26 protein-coding genes are annotated in these 21823 nt (G+C 33.7%); 8 read left to right on the top strand and 18 right to left on the bottom strand.

Annotated features, from left to right (window positions below; genetic code table 11):
* Positions 1-221: 221 nt before the first annotated feature.
* A complete protein-coding gene (locus ACTYA4_RS05950) occupies positions 222-1082 on the bottom strand; it encodes a CAP domain-containing protein (protein ID WP_443479851.1) in 861 nt (286 codons plus the stop codon).
* A 479-nt stretch (positions 1083-1561) separates the two neighbouring features.
* Here ACTYA4_RS05950 and ACTYA4_RS05945 point away from each other — a divergent pair, with 479 nt between their 5' ends.
* Positions 1562-1804: a DNA alkylation repair protein gene (locus ACTYA4_RS05945; RefSeq protein ID WP_443479852.1), complete on the top strand. Its 243-nt coding sequence runs from the start codon at positions 1562-1564 to the stop codon at positions 1802-1804.
* A gap of 87 nt (positions 1805-1891) precedes the next feature.
* Here the strand turns inward: ACTYA4_RS05945 and ACTYA4_RS05940 are convergent, their stop codons facing one another.
* From ACTYA4_RS05940 to deoD, 5 genes are all read right to left on the bottom strand, one after another.
* On the bottom strand, positions 1892-2725 hold the full coding sequence (locus ACTYA4_RS05940; protein WP_443479853.1) for a hypothetical protein: 834 nt from the start codon (positions 2723-2725) through the stop codon (positions 1892-1894).
* Between the two features lie 118 nt (positions 2726-2843).
* Positions 2844-3749, bottom strand: coding sequence for a CobW family GTP-binding protein (locus tag ACTYA4_RS05935; protein ID WP_443479854.1), 906 nt, complete (start codon positions 3747-3749; stop codon positions 2844-2846).
* Between the two features lie 128 nt (positions 3750-3877).
* Positions 3878-5341 (bottom strand): lmo1851 family serine protease, encoded by a 1464-nt coding sequence (locus ACTYA4_RS05930; RefSeq protein WP_443479855.1) that lies wholly within the window; start codon positions 5339-5341, stop codon positions 3878-3880.
* Positions 5342-5827: 486 nt separating this feature from the next.
* Positions 5828-6682: a M15 family metallopeptidase gene (locus ACTYA4_RS05925; protein ID WP_443479856.1), complete on the bottom strand. Its 855-nt coding sequence runs from the start codon at positions 6680-6682 to the stop codon at positions 5828-5830.
* A gap of 53 nt (positions 6683-6735) precedes the next feature.
* Positions 6736-7437: a purine-nucleoside phosphorylase gene (deoD, locus tag ACTYA4_RS05920; protein ID WP_443479857.1), complete on the bottom strand. Its 702-nt coding sequence runs from the start codon at positions 7435-7437 to the stop codon at positions 6736-6738.
* A gap of 219 nt (positions 7438-7656) precedes the next feature.
* Between deoD and yoyE the strand changes: the two genes are divergently transcribed.
* Positions 7657-7785, top strand: a complete 129-nt coding sequence (gene yoyE / locus ACTYA4_RS05915; RefSeq protein ID WP_443479858.1) for a protein YoyE — start codon at positions 7657-7659, stop codon at positions 7783-7785.
* 260 nt (positions 7786-8045) lie between these two features.
* Here the strand turns inward: yoyE and ACTYA4_RS05910 are convergent, their stop codons facing one another.
* Positions 8046-9404: an aminotransferase-like domain-containing protein gene (locus tag ACTYA4_RS05910; protein ID WP_443479859.1), complete on the bottom strand. Its 1359-nt coding sequence runs from the start codon at positions 9402-9404 to the stop codon at positions 8046-8048.
* Between the two features lie 115 nt (positions 9405-9519).
* Between ACTYA4_RS05910 and ACTYA4_RS05905 the strand changes: the two genes are divergently transcribed.
* Positions 9520-10428 (top strand): DMT family transporter, encoded by a 909-nt coding sequence (locus ACTYA4_RS05905; RefSeq protein WP_443479860.1) that lies wholly within the window; start codon positions 9520-9522, stop codon positions 10426-10428.
* A gap of 205 nt (positions 10429-10633) precedes the next feature.
* On the opposite strand, the gene ACTYA4_RS05900 is transcribed toward ACTYA4_RS05905, so the two are convergent.
* The gene (locus ACTYA4_RS05900) at positions 10634-10969 is read right to left on the bottom strand and encodes a MerR family transcriptional regulator (protein WP_443479861.1); all 336 of its coding nucleotides are present in this window, start codon (positions 10967-10969) and stop codon (positions 10634-10636) included.
* A gap of 136 nt (positions 10970-11105) precedes the next feature.
* Between ACTYA4_RS05900 and ACTYA4_RS05895 the strand changes: the two genes are divergently transcribed.
* The gene (locus ACTYA4_RS05895; protein WP_443479862.1) at positions 11106-11414 is read left to right on the top strand and encodes a carboxymuconolactone decarboxylase family protein; all 309 of its coding nucleotides are present in this window, start codon (positions 11106-11108) and stop codon (positions 11412-11414) included.
* Between the two features lie 13 nt (positions 11415-11427).
* Entirely contained in the window at positions 11428-12621 is a 1194-nt protein-coding gene (locus tag ACTYA4_RS05890) for an MFS transporter (protein ID WP_443479863.1), read from the top strand.
* 59 nt (positions 12622-12680) lie between these two features.
* Here ACTYA4_RS05890 and ACTYA4_RS05885 read toward each other — a convergent pair whose 3' ends face one another.
* The 3 genes from ACTYA4_RS05885 to ACTYA4_RS05875 all read right to left on the bottom strand — a co-directional run bounded on the left by ACTYA4_RS05885 (position 12681) and on the right by ACTYA4_RS05875 (position 14690).
* Positions 12681-13451 (bottom strand): sporulation protein, encoded by a 771-nt coding sequence (locus ACTYA4_RS05885; RefSeq protein ID WP_443479864.1) that lies wholly within the window; start codon positions 13449-13451, stop codon positions 12681-12683.
* A 2-nt stretch (positions 13452-13453) separates the two neighbouring features.
* Complete coding sequence (locus tag ACTYA4_RS05880; RefSeq protein ID WP_443479865.1) at positions 13454-14218, bottom strand: protein kinase domain-containing protein; 765 nt, start codon at positions 14216-14218, stop codon at positions 13454-13456.
* Positions 14219-14519: 301 nt separating this feature from the next.
* The gene (locus ACTYA4_RS05875) at positions 14520-14690 is read right to left on the bottom strand and encodes a YozD family protein (protein ID WP_443479866.1); all 171 of its coding nucleotides are present in this window, start codon (positions 14688-14690) and stop codon (positions 14520-14522) included.
* 248 nt (positions 14691-14938) lie between these two features.
* On the opposite strand from ACTYA4_RS05875, the gene ACTYA4_RS05870 reads away from it, so the two are divergent.
* Positions 14939-15097, top strand: a complete 159-nt coding sequence (locus ACTYA4_RS05870; protein WP_443479867.1) for a hypothetical protein — start codon at positions 14939-14941, stop codon at positions 15095-15097.
* 84 nt (positions 15098-15181) lie between these two features.
* On the opposite strand, the gene yodN is transcribed toward ACTYA4_RS05870, so the two are convergent.
* From yodN to ACTYA4_RS05850, 4 genes are all read right to left on the bottom strand, one after another.
* On the bottom strand, positions 15182-15886 hold the full coding sequence (gene yodN, locus ACTYA4_RS05865; RefSeq protein WP_443479868.1) for a germination protein YodN: 705 nt from the start codon (positions 15884-15886) through the stop codon (positions 15182-15184).
* Positions 15887-16474: 588 nt separating this feature from the next.
* Positions 16475-16714, bottom strand: coding sequence for a YozE family protein (locus ACTYA4_RS05860; RefSeq protein ID WP_443479869.1), 240 nt, complete (start codon positions 16712-16714; stop codon positions 16475-16477).
* 403 nt (positions 16715-17117) lie between these two features.
* Positions 17118-17588: a hypothetical protein gene (locus ACTYA4_RS05855; protein WP_443479870.1), complete on the bottom strand. Its 471-nt coding sequence runs from the start codon at positions 17586-17588 to the stop codon at positions 17118-17120.
* A complete protein-coding gene (locus ACTYA4_RS05850; RefSeq protein ID WP_443479871.1) occupies positions 17588-17881 on the bottom strand; it encodes a hypothetical protein in 294 nt (97 codons plus the stop codon). Before ACTYA4_RS05850 ends, ACTYA4_RS05855 begins: the two co-directional genes overlap by 1 nt.
* 335 nt (positions 17882-18216) lie before the next feature.
* Between ACTYA4_RS05850 and ACTYA4_RS05845 the strand changes: the two genes are divergently transcribed.
* Entirely contained in the window at positions 18217-18789 is a 573-nt protein-coding gene (locus ACTYA4_RS05845) for a DUF502 domain-containing protein (protein WP_443479872.1), read from the top strand.
* Between the two features lie 299 nt (positions 18790-19088).
* Here the strand turns inward: ACTYA4_RS05845 and msrB are convergent, their stop codons facing one another.
* A complete protein-coding gene (gene msrB / locus ACTYA4_RS05840) occupies positions 19089-19529 on the bottom strand; it encodes a peptide-methionine (R)-S-oxide reductase MsrB (protein ID WP_443479873.1) in 441 nt (146 codons plus the stop codon).
* A complete protein-coding gene (gene msrA / locus ACTYA4_RS05835) occupies positions 19516-20010 on the bottom strand; it encodes a peptide-methionine (S)-S-oxide reductase MsrA (protein WP_443480161.1) in 495 nt (164 codons plus the stop codon). Before msrA ends, msrB begins: the two co-directional genes overlap by 14 nt.
* A gap of 203 nt (positions 20011-20213) precedes the next feature.
* On the opposite strand from msrA, the gene ACTYA4_RS05830 reads away from it, so the two are divergent.
* The gene (locus ACTYA4_RS05830; RefSeq protein WP_443479874.1) at positions 20214-20975 is read left to right on the top strand and encodes a DUF4397 domain-containing protein; all 762 of its coding nucleotides are present in this window, start codon (positions 20214-20216) and stop codon (positions 20973-20975) included.
* 266 nt (positions 20976-21241) lie between these two features.
* Here ACTYA4_RS05830 and ACTYA4_RS05825 read toward each other — a convergent pair whose 3' ends face one another.
* On the bottom strand, positions 21242-21823 hold the full coding sequence (locus ACTYA4_RS05825; protein WP_443479875.1) for a YpmS family protein: 582 nt from the start codon (positions 21821-21823) through the stop codon (positions 21242-21244).

The following is a 21823-nucleotide window of genomic DNA, read 5'->3' as shown; positions in this document are numbered from 1 at the left end:
TAAGGGTTTTACTTATAATTTATTAATAAAACACTTCTTCCTCACATACGCTCCTGCGGGGTCTCGTCTTTCTCGCATTCCCACAGGAGTCTACGTGTATTCAGTCTGCTAAGGACTTCTTCTCCAATTTTTTATGTAAAAAACAACAATCTTTGAGAAAACAGCATTGTAAAAAAACCTAAAAGATCCAGAAATATCTTTTAGGTTTCATTCAATGACTATTATTTTCCAATAAATTGTTGTGTCCAGTAATTGCCGTTTTCAACATAACCTACACCGATATGCGTAAATTTATTGCTTAAAATATTTGCGCGGTGGCCTTCACTGTTCATCCATGCTTGGACTACTTCTTCCGGTGTTTTTTGTCCTTTTGCAATGTTTTCTCCAGCTGCTTTATAAGAAATGCCGAATTTTTTCATCATATCAAAAGGGCTTCCGTATGTTGGGCTATTATGGTCAAAATAATTATTTGTGCTCATATCTTGAGATTTTGCTTTTGCCACTTTACTTAATTCTGTATCTAACTGTAATGCTGGTAAACCATTTTTTGCTCTTTCTTTATTTGTTAATTCTACCACTTCTTTTTCGAAAGCACTTACTTCAGTTGCTGCTGTTGTTTCAGAAGCTGGTTTGCTTGCTGCTGGTGCTGGAGCATTTGCAGGTGCTGCTGCGTTATTTTTTGGTGCTTCTTCTTTCTTTACTGGCGCTGCTGCGTTATTTTTTGGTGCTTCTTCTTTCTTTACTGGCGCTGCTGCGTTATTTTTTGGTGCTTCTTCTTTCTTCGCTGGCGCTGCTGTGTTATTTTTTGGTGTTTCTTCTTTCTTTACTGGTGCTGCTGCTTTTGCTGGTGCTTGTTGTGAATTTTGTAATTCTGCTAAAACCTTATTAATGTCGATAGCATTCGATGTTTTATATTTATTTAAAATAGTATTTATTTGTTCTTGATTTAATTGTTTAGATTCTACTTTTACTTGATTCGCTGCAGGTTGACATTCTGCCGCTGATGCTTTGTTCACCATTGGACTAGACATTAATAATGCTGTAGCTGCTGCTGCTGATAAAATCATATTTCTTTTCTTCATATATTAAAATCCTCCTTGGATGTTGAACTTAGTAGTTTGTAAGATTGTTTGTTTCCGTCTTACAAACAAATCATAACACATGATTTTTGTCATTTTTGAGGAAATTTTTCTCAAAAACTCACAAAAATACTTCTATCTACAATAAAAATTCTATCTAAATAAGAGAATGCTAGATTTATCAATAGATAGCATGTATTTATTTTCCCTATAATTTCTATTGAAATATTATCCATAATTGGTTTCTACTATATTAACAACCCATAATTTAGATAGAAATTAGTATTGACACTTTTTCTTTAGCCTTTGAATTATGACTTTTATTACATAAAAATGACGAACAAAACATCCGAATGTTAAAAAAGACAATGTTTTTTACAGATTTCCGGAAAATTGATGGATACATTTTTTAAAAGGGATAATTTTAATGATGGAAGGAAAAATAAAATAGAAGGAATAATTGAAAGAATGGAGTAAATAAAATGAACACACCATATTGTTGTCCTAATTGTAAAACGAACAGAAGTCGTTTTAATATTATTGAACAAGTAGTACATTCCGTAAAATTAGATCCGCAAACTGGTGGTATTGTCGAAGAATATACTGCAGATAACTTATCACCTTTTCATATGGGCTATAATGGTCCCAGTTATCGAATACAATGTGCGGCATGTGGATTAGTGGAAGACGAAAAAACGTTTGCTAAATTTGGAGAGCGAAAGTAAGTTTGCAGTTGCATGTATTCAATAGTATATATTTTTGCAAACAAAACTCCCATGGAGACTCAGTTGACCTTGTCTCCATGGGAGTTTTTAGTGAAATAAATCTTTTGCTACAACTACTTTCCATTGTTCAAGTGGTGAGCAGCGCATTAAGGTTAGTATTGCATGTTGCTTAAACGGTTTTTTATTTTTTAGATACAACTGCCATTCTACTTCCACTTGAACCGAATTTTGTTTCATTGTTTCTTCTTCTGTCTTTTTTTCCTTGAGCTGTATTAATTGAATATTTTCTAAAGAAGATAGTTCTTTTTTCCAGTTAAGATTTTGCGCGGAAACATAAGATAAAATGAATTCATCTTGCTCTTTAACACCAGCAATAAAGGACTGTACTAGTTCCATTGCATTTAATTGATTTAAATAGCTTGGCAAAATTCCTGCTGCTTTATATACCATTAACATATGAGAAAGATCCATTTTATCTGTTTTATGAGTTGTGCTGCCAAGAAAATGAATGCAAAAGTGACCGGGAAAATTATTCTTTAATGCACCAGCACCATGAGGCATGCCGTGCATGGATGCAGCAATCCATTGATCATCTATCATTACAATAATAGCCCTCCTTTTCCAACTCCATTTCCCGTTATAAATATCTTTCATAATAGTTGTATCTGTTGGTGTTAACGGTTGAACATCTGCATGCTGGCTGCCAGCTCTTCTTTGTACTTGAAATTCTTTTCCTGTTTCGATATCAATAATTGAAAACTTGCTGTATCTCGGAATGAGGTAGTCTGCAGCTTTCCAATCCAGAAGTTGAAGCTCATAACTAATAGGAGAAAATAGCGTTTGTTGTTCGGCACTTATAGGGTCGTTTATCGTGCTAATGAAAAAAGAACAGAAAAATAACAGCATTATTTTTTTTATCATTTGAACCATCCTTCTTTTAAATCCTAATGAAAGTTTGCCCTTTTTTACAAACGATACTCTAAAGAAAACTTGGTAACAAAATGAAATTGTATACTCCTATTCCTATTCCTCTAATAGACTACAACGCATCTAATTGAGCTTCTATTTCACTCCAATTTATGCTTTCTCCAATAAACACCATGTTTAATGGCATCTTCATATATTCTTTCATAAAAATAGGTGTGCCATAAGAATATTGAAATAACTCTGGATAGTTTGACTGTGAAAAAAGAACATAGCCTTTTATTCTATAGATGGTTTCCGGCAAATTTCTTAAAAAAATGTCAAATTTATCAGCAGCAACCGCACGTTCAAACGTATAAACAAAAGAACTTAATTGCAAACGGGTAATTGTTGTTTTTTCCACTCTGCCATTAATATGTACATCCAATTCCTGTAATTTATGGTAGGGAACTTTGCTATAACTTGTTAAAATCGTAAAAGCTTGTGGATTAATCGACTGAATTTCAAAAGTAAGCGCTGCTTTTTCCTCTTCTTTTAATGTATCTTGTTTATTAATAAGGATTAAATTAGCATGTCGTGCTTGTTCTAAAAGCAATTGTTGGATAACAGGGCTATAACTTTTACGATTTAACCATTGTTTCCCGTCAATTACCGTGATTATTCCTTTAAGCTGCAGTTTGTCTATTAGAATTGGCGATAAAATACTATCCAATGTTTCAACTGGATGTGCTGCCCCTGTTGTTTCTAAATAGATGACATCAGGATTTTCTTCCATTAATAAAGTTTGAAGCTGTGCTTCTAATTTTTCTTGAATGGTACAGCATACACAGCCACCTAAAAGCTCCTTCAAAGGAATATCCTTGTCTACCTCATTGGAATCAATTGATATACTTCCAAATTCATTCATCATAACAGCTACTTTTCTGCCTGCTTCTTTTTCTTTTAATAGCAGCTCTTTTAATAAAGTAGTTTTTCCACTACCTAAAAACCCGGATAAAATGTACATTTCTGTTTTTGTCATTTTAGTTACTCCTTTAATCTGCGTTTTTAAAGGGTGAAAGCCCCCAGCTACTAGGAGAACTGACTATCCTACCTAGCCTATTTACTATAAAAAGCAGGGTGACACATAAATGTATCACCCCACGACGATTACTTTTTCATTTCCTCTTTTAGTACTTCTACCGCTTTTTTCATTTGTGTATCAGACTTTTGGATTTTGTCACGAAGCTCATTCATTAGCCTCACTGTCGTTTCCCCAGTAATTACGCCATTTTCCGTTAATTTCTCTTTTTTCTGGAATTCTATTGTTGCATTTTCAGTACTTTCATCAAAATATCCATTCGTATGATCTACCTTATATCCTAATGCTTTTAACATTTGTTGCGCTGTTTTTACTTCCTCTGAATTGCTGTCTTTTTTCAGTTTAGAATCAGGATTTATGATAGAAAGGCTTGCAAAGCTTGGCAGCTCTACTTTATAAGTTGGCTCAATCCCTTTGCCATGAATCCATGATCCGTTAGGTGTTAACCATTTATCTGTTGTGAATTTCAAATTGCTTCCATCGGATAAATCAGTAGCACGTTGTACTGTTCCTTTCCCAAACGATTTTACACCAACAAGTGGTACATCTGCCGATTGATTTACCGCAGCAGCTAATATCTCAGAAGCACTTGCACTCCCGCCATCAATCATAACAACAAGCGGAATATCTGTACCATTGTTATTTTCTGATACTGCTTTTTCCACTTTGCCATTTCGATGTTCTTCCTGGTAAATAATTTCTCCATTTGGAACAAATAAATTAGCTATTTTTTCTACTTCTGGCAATAAACCGCCTGGATTCTGCCTTAAATCCAGGACAATTCCTTTCATCCCTTTTTCTTGGAATTCATTTAATTTATTAACGAGCTCTACTGAAGTATTTTCAGAAAAACTCGTTATTTGTATTTCTGCAATTCCATCTTTTGTTAGCTTTCCGTAGACTGTTTCAATCGGAATTGTATCACGAACAATGGAAATATCCATCGGTTTTTGAACACCAGCTCTTTCAATTTCCAACTCCACTTTTGTTCCTTTTTTCCCTCTAATTAACAGCACAGCTTCCGAAGAACTCATCCCTTGAAGATTTTTTCCATCAACAGAAATAATTTTATCGTTCGGCTTTAATCCAGCTTTTTCTGCTGGTGACCCTTTGATTGGTGTAACAATCACAATATTGTCATTGCTTTGCTGAATCTCTGCCCCTATTCCTTCAAAAGAAGAAGAAATGCTTTCATGAAAACTTGCAGCTTCTTTCTCATTCATGTAATTAGAATAGGGATCATTTAAGGCAGAAAACATGCCGTCAATGGCTCCATTCACAAGATCCTTTGTATCGACATCTTTATAATAATTCTGTTTTAATGCATCATATGCTGCATATAATTTATTGAATTCGCTTCGATCTGTACCAACATTAACTGCTTTTTCATCACCAAATGATAAAGCTACTGTTGTAATACCAGCTGCTAATATAACTGTAAAAAAGAGAAGCATCACAAAATGAAATGTTTTCATCCTGATAAAACTTGATTCATTTTCTGATGGTTCCTTTACATTTTTTTCGTTTTCCAAATACTTTCACCACTTTCATTGACCAGAAACATTCTATTTGTAGTATTTTTTTTACAACTTATAAAGAAAAGCGGAAACACCTTGACCAGCCCCGAAGAAAATATTCTCTTTGCTCAAAAAGTTGTCATTTACTTTTAAAGCTAACTACAAAAATTAATGCTTTCTTAGCTTTTAAAAAAACGCTCTTTTCGTATAGATTGTTGTTATTTAACCTGCAGTCTGAATACACTTCGCTTTCCGCAGACAAGAGCCGAGCCTCCTCGTCGCATTGCTCCTGTGGGGTCTCGTCTTTCTCGCTTTTCTAAGCAGGAGTCTACGTGTATTCAGACTGCTCAGTGCTTCAGCCGTGTTTATTATTTTATTCAAAAACAACAAACTTTTAGAAAACAGCCTAAATAAAGATTAAAAAACAAATCGGAACTTTTTTGTAAAAAAGTATGAACAAATTATTAATATTTGTTCATACTGGTCACAATCGCTTCTTTATTATATTTTTCTCACTAATTGGAAATATTCTTCTAGTGTCCAACCATTCTCATATATATCTTTTGCTGATTTTTCCCCAACATAACGGAAGTGCCATGGTTCATATTTATAGCCTGTTACTGATTCCTTTCCTTGTGGATATCGTAAAATAAAACCAAAACGATGGGCGTTTTCACTTAACCACTTGCCTTCTTTTGTTTTGCCAAATTCATCTGTTAATAAAAAGTTAGAGCTTTCACTTGAAATATCCATCGCAAGTCCTGTTTGGTGTTCACTGTTTCCTGGATAAGCTACAGCTTGTATCGCCTTTTCTTTGCCTACTTTTTGAACTTCTGCATCATAGAGAACGGTTTGACGATTAAATGATCGATATCCTGAAACAGCATATAAGTTTATGCCAGCCTTTTTTGCTTCCTTAAACATATCTTCCAAACCTTTTGCCGCTTCTTTCCTTAAGTAGCTTTTTTCTATCTTTTCATCTCCAAAAGAAAAAGCAACATTCGGCCTTACTAAATCGTCGGGAGCATATCCATCAGGAAGACCAAATTCTTTATTTACTAATGAAACGGTATTAGTCGGATTTTGTATAATATTTCGTCCATCCACTACCTTTATTTCATTAAAATAAGAAGCTTCCAAAGTCCAAGGAAGTTCTTCCTGCGTTTGTTCCTCTTGTGGAGTTTCTTCTTTTTGAGAATCTTTTTCAGGCTGCTCTGGTGGATTTTCTGTTACATTCGTTTCTTTCTCTTCTGCTTTCTCATGTAAAAATGGAATTTTACTTTGTAATGAATCTAAATTTTTACATCCTGTTAATAGGAAAGCTAAAAGGAAAGTAACTACTGCTATTTTCTTCATTTTTTCACCTTAATTTTTATTAAATTTACATTTAATTACGTTATTTTGAACCATTATTTAATTGCTGCTTCTAACGCCACTTCAATCATGTCATTAAATGTTGTTTGACGTTCTTCAGCTGTTGTTTCTTCTCCTGTTAAAATATGATCGCTTACTGTTAATACAGATAACGCTTTCCGATTATATTTTGCAGCTAATGTATACAATGCAGCTGATTCCATTTCGATTGCTAATATTTGATATTTAGCCCATTTTTCTAATTCTGAATTATCATTATAAAACATATCAGCTGTAAATACATTACCAACTTTTAGGGGAAGGCCTTTTTCCAAACCTGAATCATATGCTTTTTTTAGTAACTCAAAATTTGCGGTTGGTGCAAAGTCAACACCGCCGAATGTTAATCGGTTCATTTGCGAATCGGTAGATGCACTCATTGCCAGAATGACATCACGAACCTTCACATCTTGTTGGATGGCTCCACATGTACCAACACGAATTAAGTTTTGCACATTGTAGCTAGCCATTAATTCATTAATATAAATAGAAATAGACGGAACACCCATACCTGTTCCTTGTACAGAAATTCTTTCTCCTTTATATGTACCTGTATACCCGAACATACTACGAACTTCATTATAGCATGTCGCATTTTCTAAAAAAGTTTCAGCAATATATTTTGCCCTTAAAGGATCCCCTGGCAATAGGACCGTTTCTGCGATTTCATTTTCTTTTGCTCCAATATGTACACTCATTTCTTAAACCTCCATAAATTAAAAAGCAATAGTTCATAATTATAGTATGATGATAATTTATCTACTAATTACTCCCTATTTGTACTATATCACATTCTATTTTTATGATAAACATATTTCATTTTAGGATAATATTACTCCCGGCGGATAAACTAAAGTTAGTTTTCCTTTTGAAGCGGAAAACAGGCTAGGAAAATAAACAGAAAAAAGGGGATATCCATGGGTAAAAAACATCGAAATCGTATAAATTCTCCGAAAAAAAATAATCATATTCCAAAAGAAGCGATTATTACAGAACAAGAAGCGCATGGAAAAGAATTTTCTGCAAACGAAAGAAAGAACTCTTAAAGAATATACTTGGCAACGAGCTTCAGTGGGAGAGAATGCATATCCACTGAAGCTTTACTGATTCCTAAAAATAATCCCTGTTAAAAGCGGTTTTCCGAAGCTTATCGCTCGCTTTCCGCGGACGAACTGGTAAGTCTCCTTGCTCGTACCCGTCTTGTGGGGTCTTTCCAGCCCGTTTTTCCGCAGGAGTTTCGCAAATTTCCTTTCAATCAACATTACCGTTTAACAGAGTCTATAAATAAAACACACTTCATGTCAAATTAAAAAAAATGATTCCTACTATTATTCATTTCCTTTAAAATTAACCTCACTCCCTCTTCAATTTTTGCCACTTCTACATTTGATACATTTAACTTCATAATCTTTTCCTGATGAACCCCTTTTAAATAATTTCTATCTATTGTATCTAATTGAATTTGTTGACTTCTTAAATTTTTAATTAGCTGGGGAACATTCACAGTTTTTGGCAAAATAAGATGTGCCATCATACATATGGAAGCCGGGCGAAGAAAAGTTCCATGCTCTAAATGGTTGGCTGCATACTTTTCAAGCGATTGATAAAGCATATTTGCACGTTCTAAGTAAGAAAGATTCACTTTATTTTTATGGCGTTCAAACATACCACTTTTTATGTAGATTTCTAAAGCTGCTTGAGATATCATCGAACTATCAATATCAGATATTCTTTTATATTGCTGGAAGCTCTCCATTAATAAGTCAGGTAAAACAGCTACCCCTACTCTTAAACCAGGAAAAATAATTTTTGAATAGCTTTTTAAATAAATAACTCTGTTATTTGTATCGTAGGAAAAAATCGGATCTATCTTCACATGTTGTTCGAAGTCCGCTAAATAGTCATCTTCTACAATGTAAACATCGTATTTCGTAGCAAGTTTGACGATTTCTTCTTTTTCTCTTTTGGAATAGGAGGTTCCCAATGGATTGTGAAATCTTGGCATGGTATAAAAAAATTTAATATCCTCTTCTCGAAAAATCCTCTCTAATTCGTCCAAGTTAATACCTCTTGCGGTTCGTTTTATCCCAACTGCTGGAACTCTATGGGCATTTAATTGTTCAATAAATAAGTGGTAGCTTGGCTGCTCGATTAAGATTTTTGTTTTGTTATTTGGAAATGCCAGCATACTCAATATGAAAAGTGCCTGCTGAACACCTGAGGTAATAAATATATTTTCCGTTTTGGTGAACACTTGATATATTTCAAGCTGTTTTTGCACCATTTTAATTAAGGAAGGCAACCCTTTCGGAGTTCCATACACAAACAAATCTTGCTGATACGTATCAATAGCTTTATTTAGACAATGTTGAAAATCTAAATAGGGAAATAGATTCCAATCTGGCGCTGAAGCAGCAAAATCTATCTCTTTTGTCAGAGTATTATTAGATTCAAACCTTTTTTTTACCACATAATATCCACTTTTAGGAACCGAGTACACCATATGTCTTTTTTCTAATTCCTTTAGTGCACTAATTACCGTACTTTTACTGCATTGGTGTCGTTCAGCTAGCGTACGAATAGAGGGAAGTTTTTCTCCTTCCTTTAACTGCCCTGATTGAATCAAAGATTCCAGATCATTTAACAGAGATAAATACTTAAACATAAATTTCTCCTTACCAACTGTACCGGTACAGATTGATTTTATTCATATTGTACACCATTTATACTTTACATAAAATACGGATATCCGGTCAGTTAAAAAAAGGAGGTCCCGAAAAATGTCTGTACAAAAAAAAGCATATGGTGCTGCTCTCTTATATGCTTTCATCATAGGTTTCTCGTTTATGTTCGTGAAAATAGCGTTAACAACAGCAAGTCCTATGGATACGTTAGCTCACAGATTTACCATTGCTTTATTAATCGCTACCATTCCAATTATATTCAGAAAGATCGAAGTAAAGATTACGTGGAAGGATATCCTGCCAATCCTTCCTTTGGCACTTCTCTATCCAACTTTATTTTTTACGTTTCAAGCGTTCGGTCTTGTATATACAACTTCTTCTGAAGCTGGAATTATACTAGCCGCTATTCCAATCTTTACTTTGATTCTTGCAACGTTTTTTCTAAAAGAATATTCCGGCAATATGCAAAAAGCTTCTATCTTTTTATCTGTAGTTGGTGTCATCTTTATTTTCATAATGAATGATTTGAATGTCGAGACCTACAGTTTAAAAGGATCTTTACTCATACTATTATCTGCATTAATGGCAGCTTTGTATAATGTTTTAGCTAGAAAGCTGACAAAAAAGTATTCATTATTTACTTTAACCTATGTCATGACATGCCTAGGATTCATTATGTTTAATGGGATTGCCATTACAAGTCATATAATGGAAAAATCCATAACTAGCTTTTTTTCACCATTCTTAAACATTTATTTCATTGCTTCAATCTTTTATTTAGGCGTTCTGTCATCTCTTTGTACCTCTTTTTTGTCTAATTATGCATTATCAAAAATAGAAGCTTCGAAAATAAGCGTGTTTAGCAACTTAGCAACATTGATCACCATCATTGCTGGTGTGGTTTTCTTACATGAAAAGATACAATACTATCACATCATTGGTGCAACAGTCATTCTTGTTGGCGTTATTGGTACTAATACGCCTGCCTATAAAAGGGCAAACTGACAACAGCCAGCGCGTTTCTTTAAAGAAACTTCCGCTGGCTGGATTAATATTTAATCCTTTTCATAAAGTATTTTGGAGATTCGATATAACCTGGTTTAAAACCTTCAAAACGAAAATATAAAAGAGTGATGCACATGCACATGTTCATCACTCTTCTAAGCTCCTAAATTCGTTAAAAATTCCTTTCAAGGATTGAATATTAAAATTATTCTTCCTCTTTTTGCTGAGAAGCGCTCGCTAGCTTGATAAATACATCGTTCATATTCTTCATCCGATGTTCTATTTTTTTTGCTGCGGCATCAAGCGTAAATCCTTCTTCTAGTAACTCCTGGATTAATAGGATTTTTTTTATATTTAAATAATTATATCTTCGAGTTGTTCCTTCGCCCTCTTTTTCAGACTCTAAAATTCCTTTTTCTTCCCAATATCGGATTTTTCTTGTCGGTACGCCTGTTATCTCAGACACTTCTCCTATGCCGACTACAAGCTTTTTTAACAAGTCAAAATCAAGCAATCCATCTAAATCTTGTTTATCACTCACATCTTTCCCTCCAATATCTATATCACTATTTTACAACAAATGTAGAATCGTTACAAATATTCCACGAAACTTATTGACTTGTTTTGTAATTTAGTTACAATATACGTAAGTAATATACATTAAGGAGGTGGCTTATTTGACGAAAAATCCTGATTATGAGCTGTTTAAAAAAGAATTTCCAGAACAGGCTAGAGTATTTGGTGAATTATTTCAAGCTGTGAGTTGTCATGCATTAGATGAAAAAACGAAGCAATTAGTATATCTCGGTATATTAACGGCAAATCGGTATGCCCCAGCTATACGAGTACATATTACGAAAGCATTAGAAGCAGGAGCAACAGCGGAAGAAATAAAAGAAGCCATGATGTTGGCAATCCCTGCAGGTGGCCTTTGTGATTTTCTTTCTATACTTCCAGAGATGCTGGATGAGCTAAACAAAAATTAGGGAGGTTTTACTTTTGGACGAATTGGCAAGTATTCAACATACAGTGAAGGAACAAAACTACTCATTTATTACAGCTATTTTATTTTGGTGTGGTCTTGTAGTTGTATCAAGTCTTTACCTAACCATTCCGCTACTTTCTATTTTTTCTAATAACTTTGATGTTACGGTTGCAGAAGCTGCTTGGACTAGCAGCGCTTTTTCCTTATTTTATGGCGTAAGTTCCTTATTTTACGGGCCTTTGTCTGATCGTTATGGGCGGAAACAAATTATTATATTAGGCTTAATTGTATTAACAGTTGTTTCTCCTATCTTAGGTTTTTTCGATAATTTATCTGCCTTAATTATCCTTCGAAGCATACAAGGAATTGCAGCGGCAACTTTTGCGCCAGTTGCTATATCTTACATTGTCGAAAGATTCCCTGTTAATAAAAGAGTAACGGCGATTGGATTTGTAAGTTCCAGTTTTTTAATGGCGGGGATTGTTGGGCAGGTTTTTAGCAGTTTAGTTACGCAGTTTTTAGGCTGGCAAAGTGTTTTTTATTGGATTGGGGCAATTTATTTAGCAACAGCAGTCCTTGTTGCTTTTTTCATCCCAAAAGGAGATATTCAAAACAAAAATGGAAATTTGCTCAGCTCTTTTAAACTGATAAGTTCGATCGAAGAGAAAAAAACATTAAGTCTTAGTTATCTCATTACGGTTACGCTGTTACTTGCTTTCGTTGGAATGTATACGGCATTAGGGAGTTATTTAATCGACAATTTTGGATTAAGCAGCCAACAAATTCTTTCCATTCGTTCTGTTGGTATTTTCGGTATGTTATTATCACCGTTTGTAGGGAGGTTCGTTGCCAAATTAGGGATTTATTATGTCCTTCGTGGAGGATTAGCACTTGCCGTTATTGGTCTGTCCTTGCTTGGTATTAGTTCAAATCTTCCTATACTGATCGTCATGAGCATTATCTTTGTCAGCGGTATATCTATTACAGTACCTACTCTTATATCATTAGTGGGGCAAATTAGCGGAAAAGCAGCAGGAATTGGTGTTTCTCTTTACACATTTATTTTATTTATCGGGGCTACGTTAGGACCAAATATTGCCATTACCCTTTTAAAAAGCGGCAGCTATATTTTAACATTTGAATTTCTGGCATTTCTGCTTAGTATTAGTTTGCTTGTTTCATTTATAATGAAAAGTCAACGAACTTAAATTTTTTTATCAGTGAAAAAGAGACTTGTAAGCTTCTCACACGTCTCCAATTAAATTCTTTAAGCATGTTGATCCATGATGGCATATAACTTTTGTTTCAAAACTGGTATTTCTTCGTCTGTAATCGTTACTCTCACAAACCGTTCATCCATATCAAAAGCTTCCGCAAATAACCCTCCTAAACCTCTTGCCTTTTTATCAATTTGAACAAGGATTTCCAGCCTATTTTCCTGAATGGATAAAAGCAATAGTTCTATTTCGTCCAGTCTGCCGTAAAAAGGACTTGTAACCGGCTTGTATTCTAGTTCCTGTAAAAAAGGTAATTGCTTTCTTTCATGAAAGGAAGCTGCTTTGCATCCTACTTCTCTTAATTGAAATCCTAACTCGGAAACTGTATTTAGTAGACTCGATAGCAAATGATTTGCTTTTACTTCCAAATAATCATTGTCAGTAGGATCGATGGCATTTTTTATATCTAATCCAGTTGAAATCCAAACCTTTGTTTTTCCCATTGTAAGAGGGGTATACGGTGATAATACAAATGAAAAAGGAATATTTTTCTGTTCATTTACGCCAATTGTCAGCTGTTTCGCTGCTAAAAAGGAGTCAACAACTGCTGTATCCGTATATTTTTTATCATCCGCTTCTCTTTCAAAGGTTGCATTAACTCGCAAATAAATCTTATCAATGTTTTGTTGTACGTTCCCTCCCTTGATGATAATTTCTCCGTTTACCATACTTCCAGGAGATAATACTTGTTGATGCAATACCGTATCTACTTTTGCTGCCCCAATTCCGACACTTGCTAATGCTTTTTGAAAAAATGACATTCCTATTCCTCCTCTAAATTTATTTGTTGTATAAAAGCTTTTTTTAATTGATGACTATTTTTAAAAGGTTCTTCGATTGTTAAAAGTTTTTTGATGATATGTTTCGCTTCATCTGATATTGGCAGTTCCTCTTGCCAGCTCGTTTCTTTTTTATTATTTTCCGGCTCATAAGTGGAATAAAATAAAAATAATAATATATGGCCAATGCCAGTAAAATCATATTGGAACATAGAATCATCGTTATTTTTACATATAGCAGCCAATCCAAAGTCAATGATGTTAGGACGATTATTTACCATTATTATGTTTGGAATATGTAAATCTCGGTGTGCTATTTCATTGCTGTGTAAATAATCAACCAATTCAAGCAGTTCCAGGCCAAAAAGAAAGGTTTGCTTTTCATTCCATTTATTTTGGTCATCAAATAAGTATTTTTCAAGTGTCTTTCCTTTTTTGAATTCCATTGTAAAATAAGGTATTTTCCCATCGATAAACCCGCTGTCGTAAAATGATGGAAAGCTTTTATGCTCTATTTTTTGCAAGATTTCCTGTTCTTGCTGAAATCTTTGTTGTTCTTTTTTTCGTAATCTTTTATGAAATCTGAGCGTTTTTAAGACAACATCCTCTTTTTTCAAAAAATCATAAACAATATACGTATAGCCATACCCTCCCCTTGCTAAGAAGAATTGTACTTTGTATCGATTATTTAAGATCGTGTTGACTTTAAATGGTTTTTCTATATACTTAAAAAGTTTACTAAGTTTCACTTAACTACTAAAGAAACTTGATGAAGAATGTTTTCTTCTTTTTCCCTTATAATAGTGATGGCCTCTATTCTGGTAATACTTATTTTTATGTGAGTTTCTCCATCGATCGCTGCTAGAAGAAGAATATCTGTAATGACTGCTTTTCCCAAAAATTTGTCTTAAAATTTTTTTTATCATCGTAATTCCCCTTTCTATTTCTTTTTACGTATGGCTTTAAAAAAAGTTTCATCAACATGAAAGATGACGAGAATAATTCTCGTCATCTTTCATGTTTTTATTTCAACTATATAAAAAGTCCTTACTATTCTTCACTTTCCTCATCAATAATACATTTTTCTAATAAATATTCAAAAGTAATGTCAGCTAATTCTTCCATTTCACCCTCGGTAGGAACGAATCCCCTTTTTAATAGCTCACGAAAGAAAAACTCTGCTATTTCCTCTGTATCTATTATTACGTCGATTTCTTTCAAGCTTATCGCCCCCTTTGTAAAGAATATATGTGACATATAAAAAAAAGATGATACTTTTGTACAAATTATCTGATAAATCAAAGTTTTTTTCAAGGAAAAAGAAAAGCGGAAGCGCCTTGTTCAGCCTCGAAGAAAAACTAGACACTCATCTAAGTTTAAAAAACTTATACTTTCTTCCCTTAAAATAGACATGTTTTGTACCTCTTATTCATATGGTTTTATATATACTTTTTAGGGGGATCTATTCGATGAACTATTTCCAGCATATAGTTGCCGTAATAAAAGAAGATGTAAATAAAGATAATAGTCAAATGCTAAGATTATTTCAGTTATGGCTAAATATCCTATTTGCTTTTATTGGCATCGTTAGTTTACCATTCTTTATTGCTTTGTTTTTTCCGTTTTAGAGGATGTTCAAAAAGGCACCAAACTAAAGCTGTGCATCTCTTCGTTGGCTTGCTTCTAATTTGTTACCATTTTGAACACATATTTTAATCATGTTTATATATATTTTTTTCATCCAAACTGCTGATAAGCTTTAACTTTCTTAACGTTAATTTCATCACCTGCTCATACTCTCGATCATGAAATAAATGAAATAAAATTCGATAATCATTATATATGTCTAATAGTCCATCAATTAATGCTTTTTTTTCTTTTGTTCGTTCAAGCAGCTCTTTTTCCGCTGCACGAAAAGAGCTGTTTGTTTTTTGCAGATCAACTGGGCGTTTCTTTTTATCCATAATATACAGTAGACCAAGTTTTTGAATAAAGGTATCGGCATTTTCTGCATCTGCAACTAAGGTTAGTTCCTCTTCCCCTGCTTCTAGCCATTCTCCGTCACTAACTCTTGATAATTCATAAATAATATCTTCCCAAGCGTCTGATTTATAACGCCATATTTCTGTACGAAATCCCATTATTTTAAATAAATTGCTTCCATATCCTTTTACTTTTACTAAGTCGCCAATAAAAAAGCTATATTCTATATCTATTTTCTCCGATTCCATTAATTCTCCATCATATTCTGATAACATTTGCAAACTGGACTCTAAATATAAACCCTCGCTTTTATTTACTTCATATACATGCATATCATCCAACCATTTAACATCCGTGATTTTTCCTACCGTTCCATATAAAATAATAACAACAGTGTCGCCTATTTTAAATTTTGGTTTTTTTCGATTTACCATCGCTTAATAGTCCTCTCTAAACTAGATTGTGAGTTTTAAACCGTACTTGCGGCCGATAAAACCCCCACACTCTTGCTTAAAGATGTTGAACAATTAAGGTGGGGGAAAATGTAAGGATATAACTCCTCTCAATAAGTTCCATCTGTTTTTCATCCTTTGTTTATTCACCCTAAAATTAGATTTCATTTTTATCATTATATGCAAGGAAACAACTTTCGCTAATCGTTCCATCGCTGCATATATACCATTTTTTAATTTCTCTCTTTTCGTATAGATTATTGTTATTTACCCCGCAGCCATGTTTATTATTTTATTCAAAAACAACAAACTTTTAGAAAACAGCCTTAATTTTTTTGAGCTTATCCATTAATTAATTGATTATCAAAATATTTGAAGGATCTCATTTATTAAAATTTATAATCGAAGGAAAGGAATTTGATTTGGAAAGTTTTCTTTATTATATGAGGGTATTTCATACAATATAACGACTACATTTGTAAGTGTAATAAATGAAAAAAAGCCTGCTTTTATTACAAGCAAGGCTTTTTTTCATTTTTCATGCAGAGTTAACCAGAAAATCCCATTAACTTAATCGAAGTATATATTTTTTTCTTCTTGAAACAAATAAGTTTCCCAAGCACGATCAAATATTTGCATACTCATTAAATAATGGCCATTTAATTCTAAGTAGCTGCTTATTTCCTCATAATCCGAACTATTCTTTGGAAAACCATGATCAACGTATGCATTATTTGCAAACTCACTTATATCATCTTTTGGTGAAGGATGACGAAACTTCATTAAAAAATGGTAAAAAGATTTAGACATAACCTTTCATCCTTTATCTAAAATAATATAAACCATACTATACCGAAGATAACAAAGTTCGTCCAGTAGAATAGTCAATAGTTAAATTGAACTCCCCCCACTTAGCAAGCTTGAAGTGGAGGATTCCTAAATCCAAAAAGCCAAAGGAACCTTATCCGCTCAACGAGATAAGTTAGCCATACAAGATGTTAGAAGAGTCTCTTTCGGGACAACCTGGCATACAGTTCTTTCCATGTAAGCAAATGCTTGTAGCTGGTACATCGACTTTCATTTGTATGGAATCGTTTGACACTCCTGTAATGCACCCAAAACCTAGACACGACATATATGCACGCATATATGCTTTTATATCTGCTCCGGTATCGTGAGTAAGTATTTGGTACAAGAGGTTCAAGTTATTTATTTAAGCGAAAACTTTCTTTAATTGTTTTGTTTCTATTTCAGTTAATCGTTGGTGTGTAAATTCAATACCATTAAATGGTTTATTTACATTAAATAATTGATAGAGCATTGTTGTTCGAACATTTAATTTCTTATTTAAGGCAGACCACTGCTTCCAATAAGGTTGTTGATGACGGACGATATGATGACGAAGTACCTGTGGTGCTTTTTCTTTATACCCTAAACCTTTTCGGCCAATGGTATAACTGGCTGCTTGATGAATAGAAATACCAAATTTACGCATATACTTGAGTTTTCCTGTAATGGATGTATAAGCTGGATTCACTTTTAAAACTGCCTCACCCATCTTTTCCGCACGACTTTCAATCGCTTTCGCCATTTTACGATAAGCGAATACACTTTTTAAACGGTTGGTGTTCTTATTTCCGTATACACTCCCCGTTTTAGATAGCGTGGTATCAATGTCTTCCATTACAATTGGTTTATAGCAATATCTACTAAGGCAATAGCTTCTGCTTCAATAGTTTTAATTGATTTACCAGTTGTTTTCCGATGTAATGAAAACTCCAATTTACCACTTTCTAAAAAGTTTCCATCCTTTGATATATTTGTCCACGCAAAGTGATTAACATTACAATCAACTCCAATGACACCATCAGAAGTAGAGAAGTTAACAAATGTCTCTTCTTCTACATCGATTAGGCACTTAATGATGTAATAATTACCGTGATCTTCGATGGACCACGAAATAGGTTTACCGTTCACTTGACTTCGTCCTTAACATTCCTTGAGGTGGGGGTCTTCTCGGTTAAAATAATAAAAGGAAACCTCGACCTTTTAAAATCTATTAATAAATTTATTCTCACTCTATTTTTTTCTTCTCATATTCTTTTTTTTACGATAGGATAAGAATATAAAAAAATTGTCTCCCTTGATTATGCATTTAAACTTACCAATGTAGTATAAAAAATAAAAACGGTGGAATGATGGATGTGTATATCGTTAAAAGATAGGCAATGATTTTTGGACAATTGAAAAACCCTCTACTTTGGAGAATAGCAAGGAACACAACATTTGAAAAACATTTATAGGAGTTAAATATGAAAGCAATAATTAAAAACTTTATCAACGGTATTATCACGATTGTCCCTATAATTTTAGTGATATATGTGATTTATCGAAGCTTTTTGTTTCTCGATAATTTATTAGGAAGTTTCCTAAGAAGTTATCTCAAAGATGAGTATATCCCGGGCATTGGTATTCTGCTAACACTCGTCTTAATTACCATTTTAGGATGGCTGTCTACTAAATTTATTATTTCTCATCTGATTGAATGGATCGATTTATTATTAGAAAAAATCCCGTTCATTAAAACGATTTATACGGTTATTAAAGATACGATTCATTCTTTTTTAGGAGAAAAGAAATCCTTTTCTAAAGTTGCGGTTGTCACTTTCCCCGGCACGGAAATGAAATCTATCGGCTTTGTTACAGCAGAAAATTTGGAAGACTTTTATGAGCCATTTAAAAATTATATTGCCGTATACGTACCGCAAACTTTTCAAGTAGCAGGATTTACTTATCTTATTCCGAAAGAAAATATTGAGTTTATTGATATAAAACCAGAAGATGCGATGAAGTTTGTTTTATCAGGCGGTTTAACTTCAAAGTAAGGATTTTTATGCAATTCAAAAAAGCTTATGTTTGGTATATGTTTTTGCACCAAACATAAGCTTTTTATAGATATGAATCCAGTAAAGCTTTATTTATTAAACGCTCTTTTCGTATAGATTGTTGTTATTTAACCCGCAGCCTGAATACACTTCGCTTTCCGCGGACGAGTGCCGAGCCTCCTCGTCGCTATGCTCCTGTGGGGTCTCATCTTTCTCGCTTTTCCCGCAGGAGTCTACGTGTATTCAGGCTGCTCAGTGCTTCAGCAATGTTTATTATTTTATTCAATAACAACAAACTTTTAGAAAACAGCCTTTTTAAATAATGACAAGTATTTTCCGTATCCCTTATCTTCCATTTCTTCTTTAGGAATAAATTTTAACGCTGCCGAATTAATGCAATAACGAAGTCCTTTTTCACCTGGACCATCTGTAAACACATGACCTAAGTGGGAATCTGCTTCTTTGCTTCTTACTTCTGTACGAATCATAAAATGGCTTGTATCTGTTTTTTCTATTACTTCTTCTTCCTCGATTGGTTTTGTAAAACTTGGCCAGCCACAGCCAGCATCGTATTTATCCAAAGAACAAAATAATGCTTTTCCAGACACAATATCTACATAAATCCCTTCTGAAAATTCATCCCAATACTCATTATGAAAAGGTGGTTCTGTCCCATTATTTTGCGTCACTTCATATTGGATAGATGTTAATTTTTCTTTTAAATTTTTATTGTTTGTCATTTACATCACTCCAGTTCTTCTTCGTAAAACTTGCTCGCCCTGAACCTACATGGTAGGCGTTATAATGAAGAGGATTTTTTTTATAATAATCTTGGTGATATTCTTCCGCACGATAAAATACATTCGCAGGTAAAATTTTTGTTGCAATCGGCTTGTCAAATCGCCCGCTCTCCGCCAATTGTTGTTTAGATGCTTCTGCCAGTTTCTTTTGTTCTTGATTATGGTAAAAAATTGCTGTTTGATATGATTGGCCTCTATCAAAAAATTGACCGCCGGAATCAGTAGGATCAATTTGCTGCCAATATACTTGCAATAGCTTTTCATAAGAGAAAATCGTTGAATCAAATGTAATTTGAACGGCTTCATAATGACCAGTTGTTTCCGAACAAACTTCTTTGTATGTTGGATTTTCTTTTCTACCACCTGTATAACCGGACACCACTTTTATAATACCAGGCTGTTGATCAAAAGGTTTTACCATACACCAAAAACAACCTCCAGCAAATGTTGCCACATCATATTCCTTCAATTTCTACACCTCCAGTAAAACGTGAATGAACACTTGAAAATAGCTTATACAAAAACGAAAAAAAATGCAAAAATTAGGTTTTAAACTAAGATAGGCACTTGCTTACTTTATACAGCATAAACTAATGCATCATGAGTATGCGAGGAGTGAATAAAATGACTCATAACGGTGAAATGAACCCATTATATGATGCGGGAATGTATGATTTGTTAGCCGATTATTATAAATACACAAATCCAGAATTGCATATTTTTTATTACCAAAAACATTTACAAAGTGTTAAAAAAGTATTGGAAACAACGCATTCTCCTATTCCTTATGTTCAAAGACAAAAAGAATATGGAAAAATAAGAATACTGCATGGATCTATAGAAACACCAAAAGTGGATATTTATATTAATGGAATGCGTATGTTTAAAGAAATGACATTTAAAAAGATGAGCAATGATTTAACGCTTCCAACTGGCAGGTACCAAATTGATATTTATGAAGCAGGCAAAATGGTGGACACTTATTGCAGTCAAAAAATTATTGTAGAAAGCAACATATATCATACTATGGCTTTTGTTGGTTCGAAAGAAAAATTAAAAATCTATTCATTTGAAGAGCATCCACATGTCCCCGTAACAGAAACAAAACTTCGATTTATTCATCTTGCACCAACTTTGTCGACCATTCATATTGCAGTGCAAAATGGAGATGTTATATTTCCAAAGGTAGAAGCAAAAACAGCATCTCCTTATTTAGGTTTGCACCCCATGACCGTCTATTTGGAAGCAAGAGCTTCAAGTACAAATGAATTGATCACTACTTTTTCACCCCTTGTTTTACAAGAAAACAAATCCTATTCTGCCATCATTTTAGAAAGCGATTCAGAAACAAGCAATGTCGAAACACTGCTTGTTTCCACTACATGATGATAAAAAAAGGCTGTTTTCTCAAAGTTAGTTGTTTTTACGTAAAAAAATGGGAGAAGAAGTACTCAGCAGACTCAATACACGTAGACTCCTGTGGGAATGCGAGAAAGACGAGACTTAAGCAGAGTGTATGCGACGAGGAGGCTCGACGCTCGCTAAACGGACGAAGTGTATGCAGGCTGCGGGTTTAACAGCCTAAAAAAATGACGCTATCCCTGAAGTATTTTCTTCTGGGACAGCGTCATTTAAATTAGAAACATACAAAACTATTCAGTTGGATGTATAATACTAAACTGTATTTGGTCGTTTGGAAGATTAAATTGTTTCATTTTTACCTTTAATCCACTTTCTGTTTTCATTTTTGTTAAATAAACATAAATTGTTTCTTTTTCTGGATTAATTTCCACCCACTCCGGCAATTTATATTGTTGTTGAATAAATTTCATCACATATGAAACCGGCAGTGGCAGTTGACCAATGCTGATTGATTTTTGCCGCAACACTAAATCTCCGTTTTCCAATGCTTCTGGTTCAAAAGTAAGGTTCATATTAATATCTTCATTAAAAACAGGTAGACTTCCATATAGCTCTACTTCGTCTGTTAAATTTATCTCATAATGGATTCGCCCATTCAATCCTTCTTTTTTAATGTAATGGTTAATAAGTTTAGTTAAATCGCTTTTATTTGTTGTTACATCTAAAGTAGCAGCCTTTGTTTGGTCCTCAGTTATGCCAGAATGATTTGTTTTATCACTTGGTAAAAAAATCAAAATGGATAATCCGATTACAATAATCAAGTTGATAGTTAATAATATTAAAAATGCGATTTTCCAACTATTTTTTTTCAA

This window comes from Niallia yueguangensis (assembly GCF_052663115.1).
The sequence above is the reverse complement of the archived record's forward strand: the minus strand, read 5'-3'. Positions and strand labels throughout refer to the sequence as shown.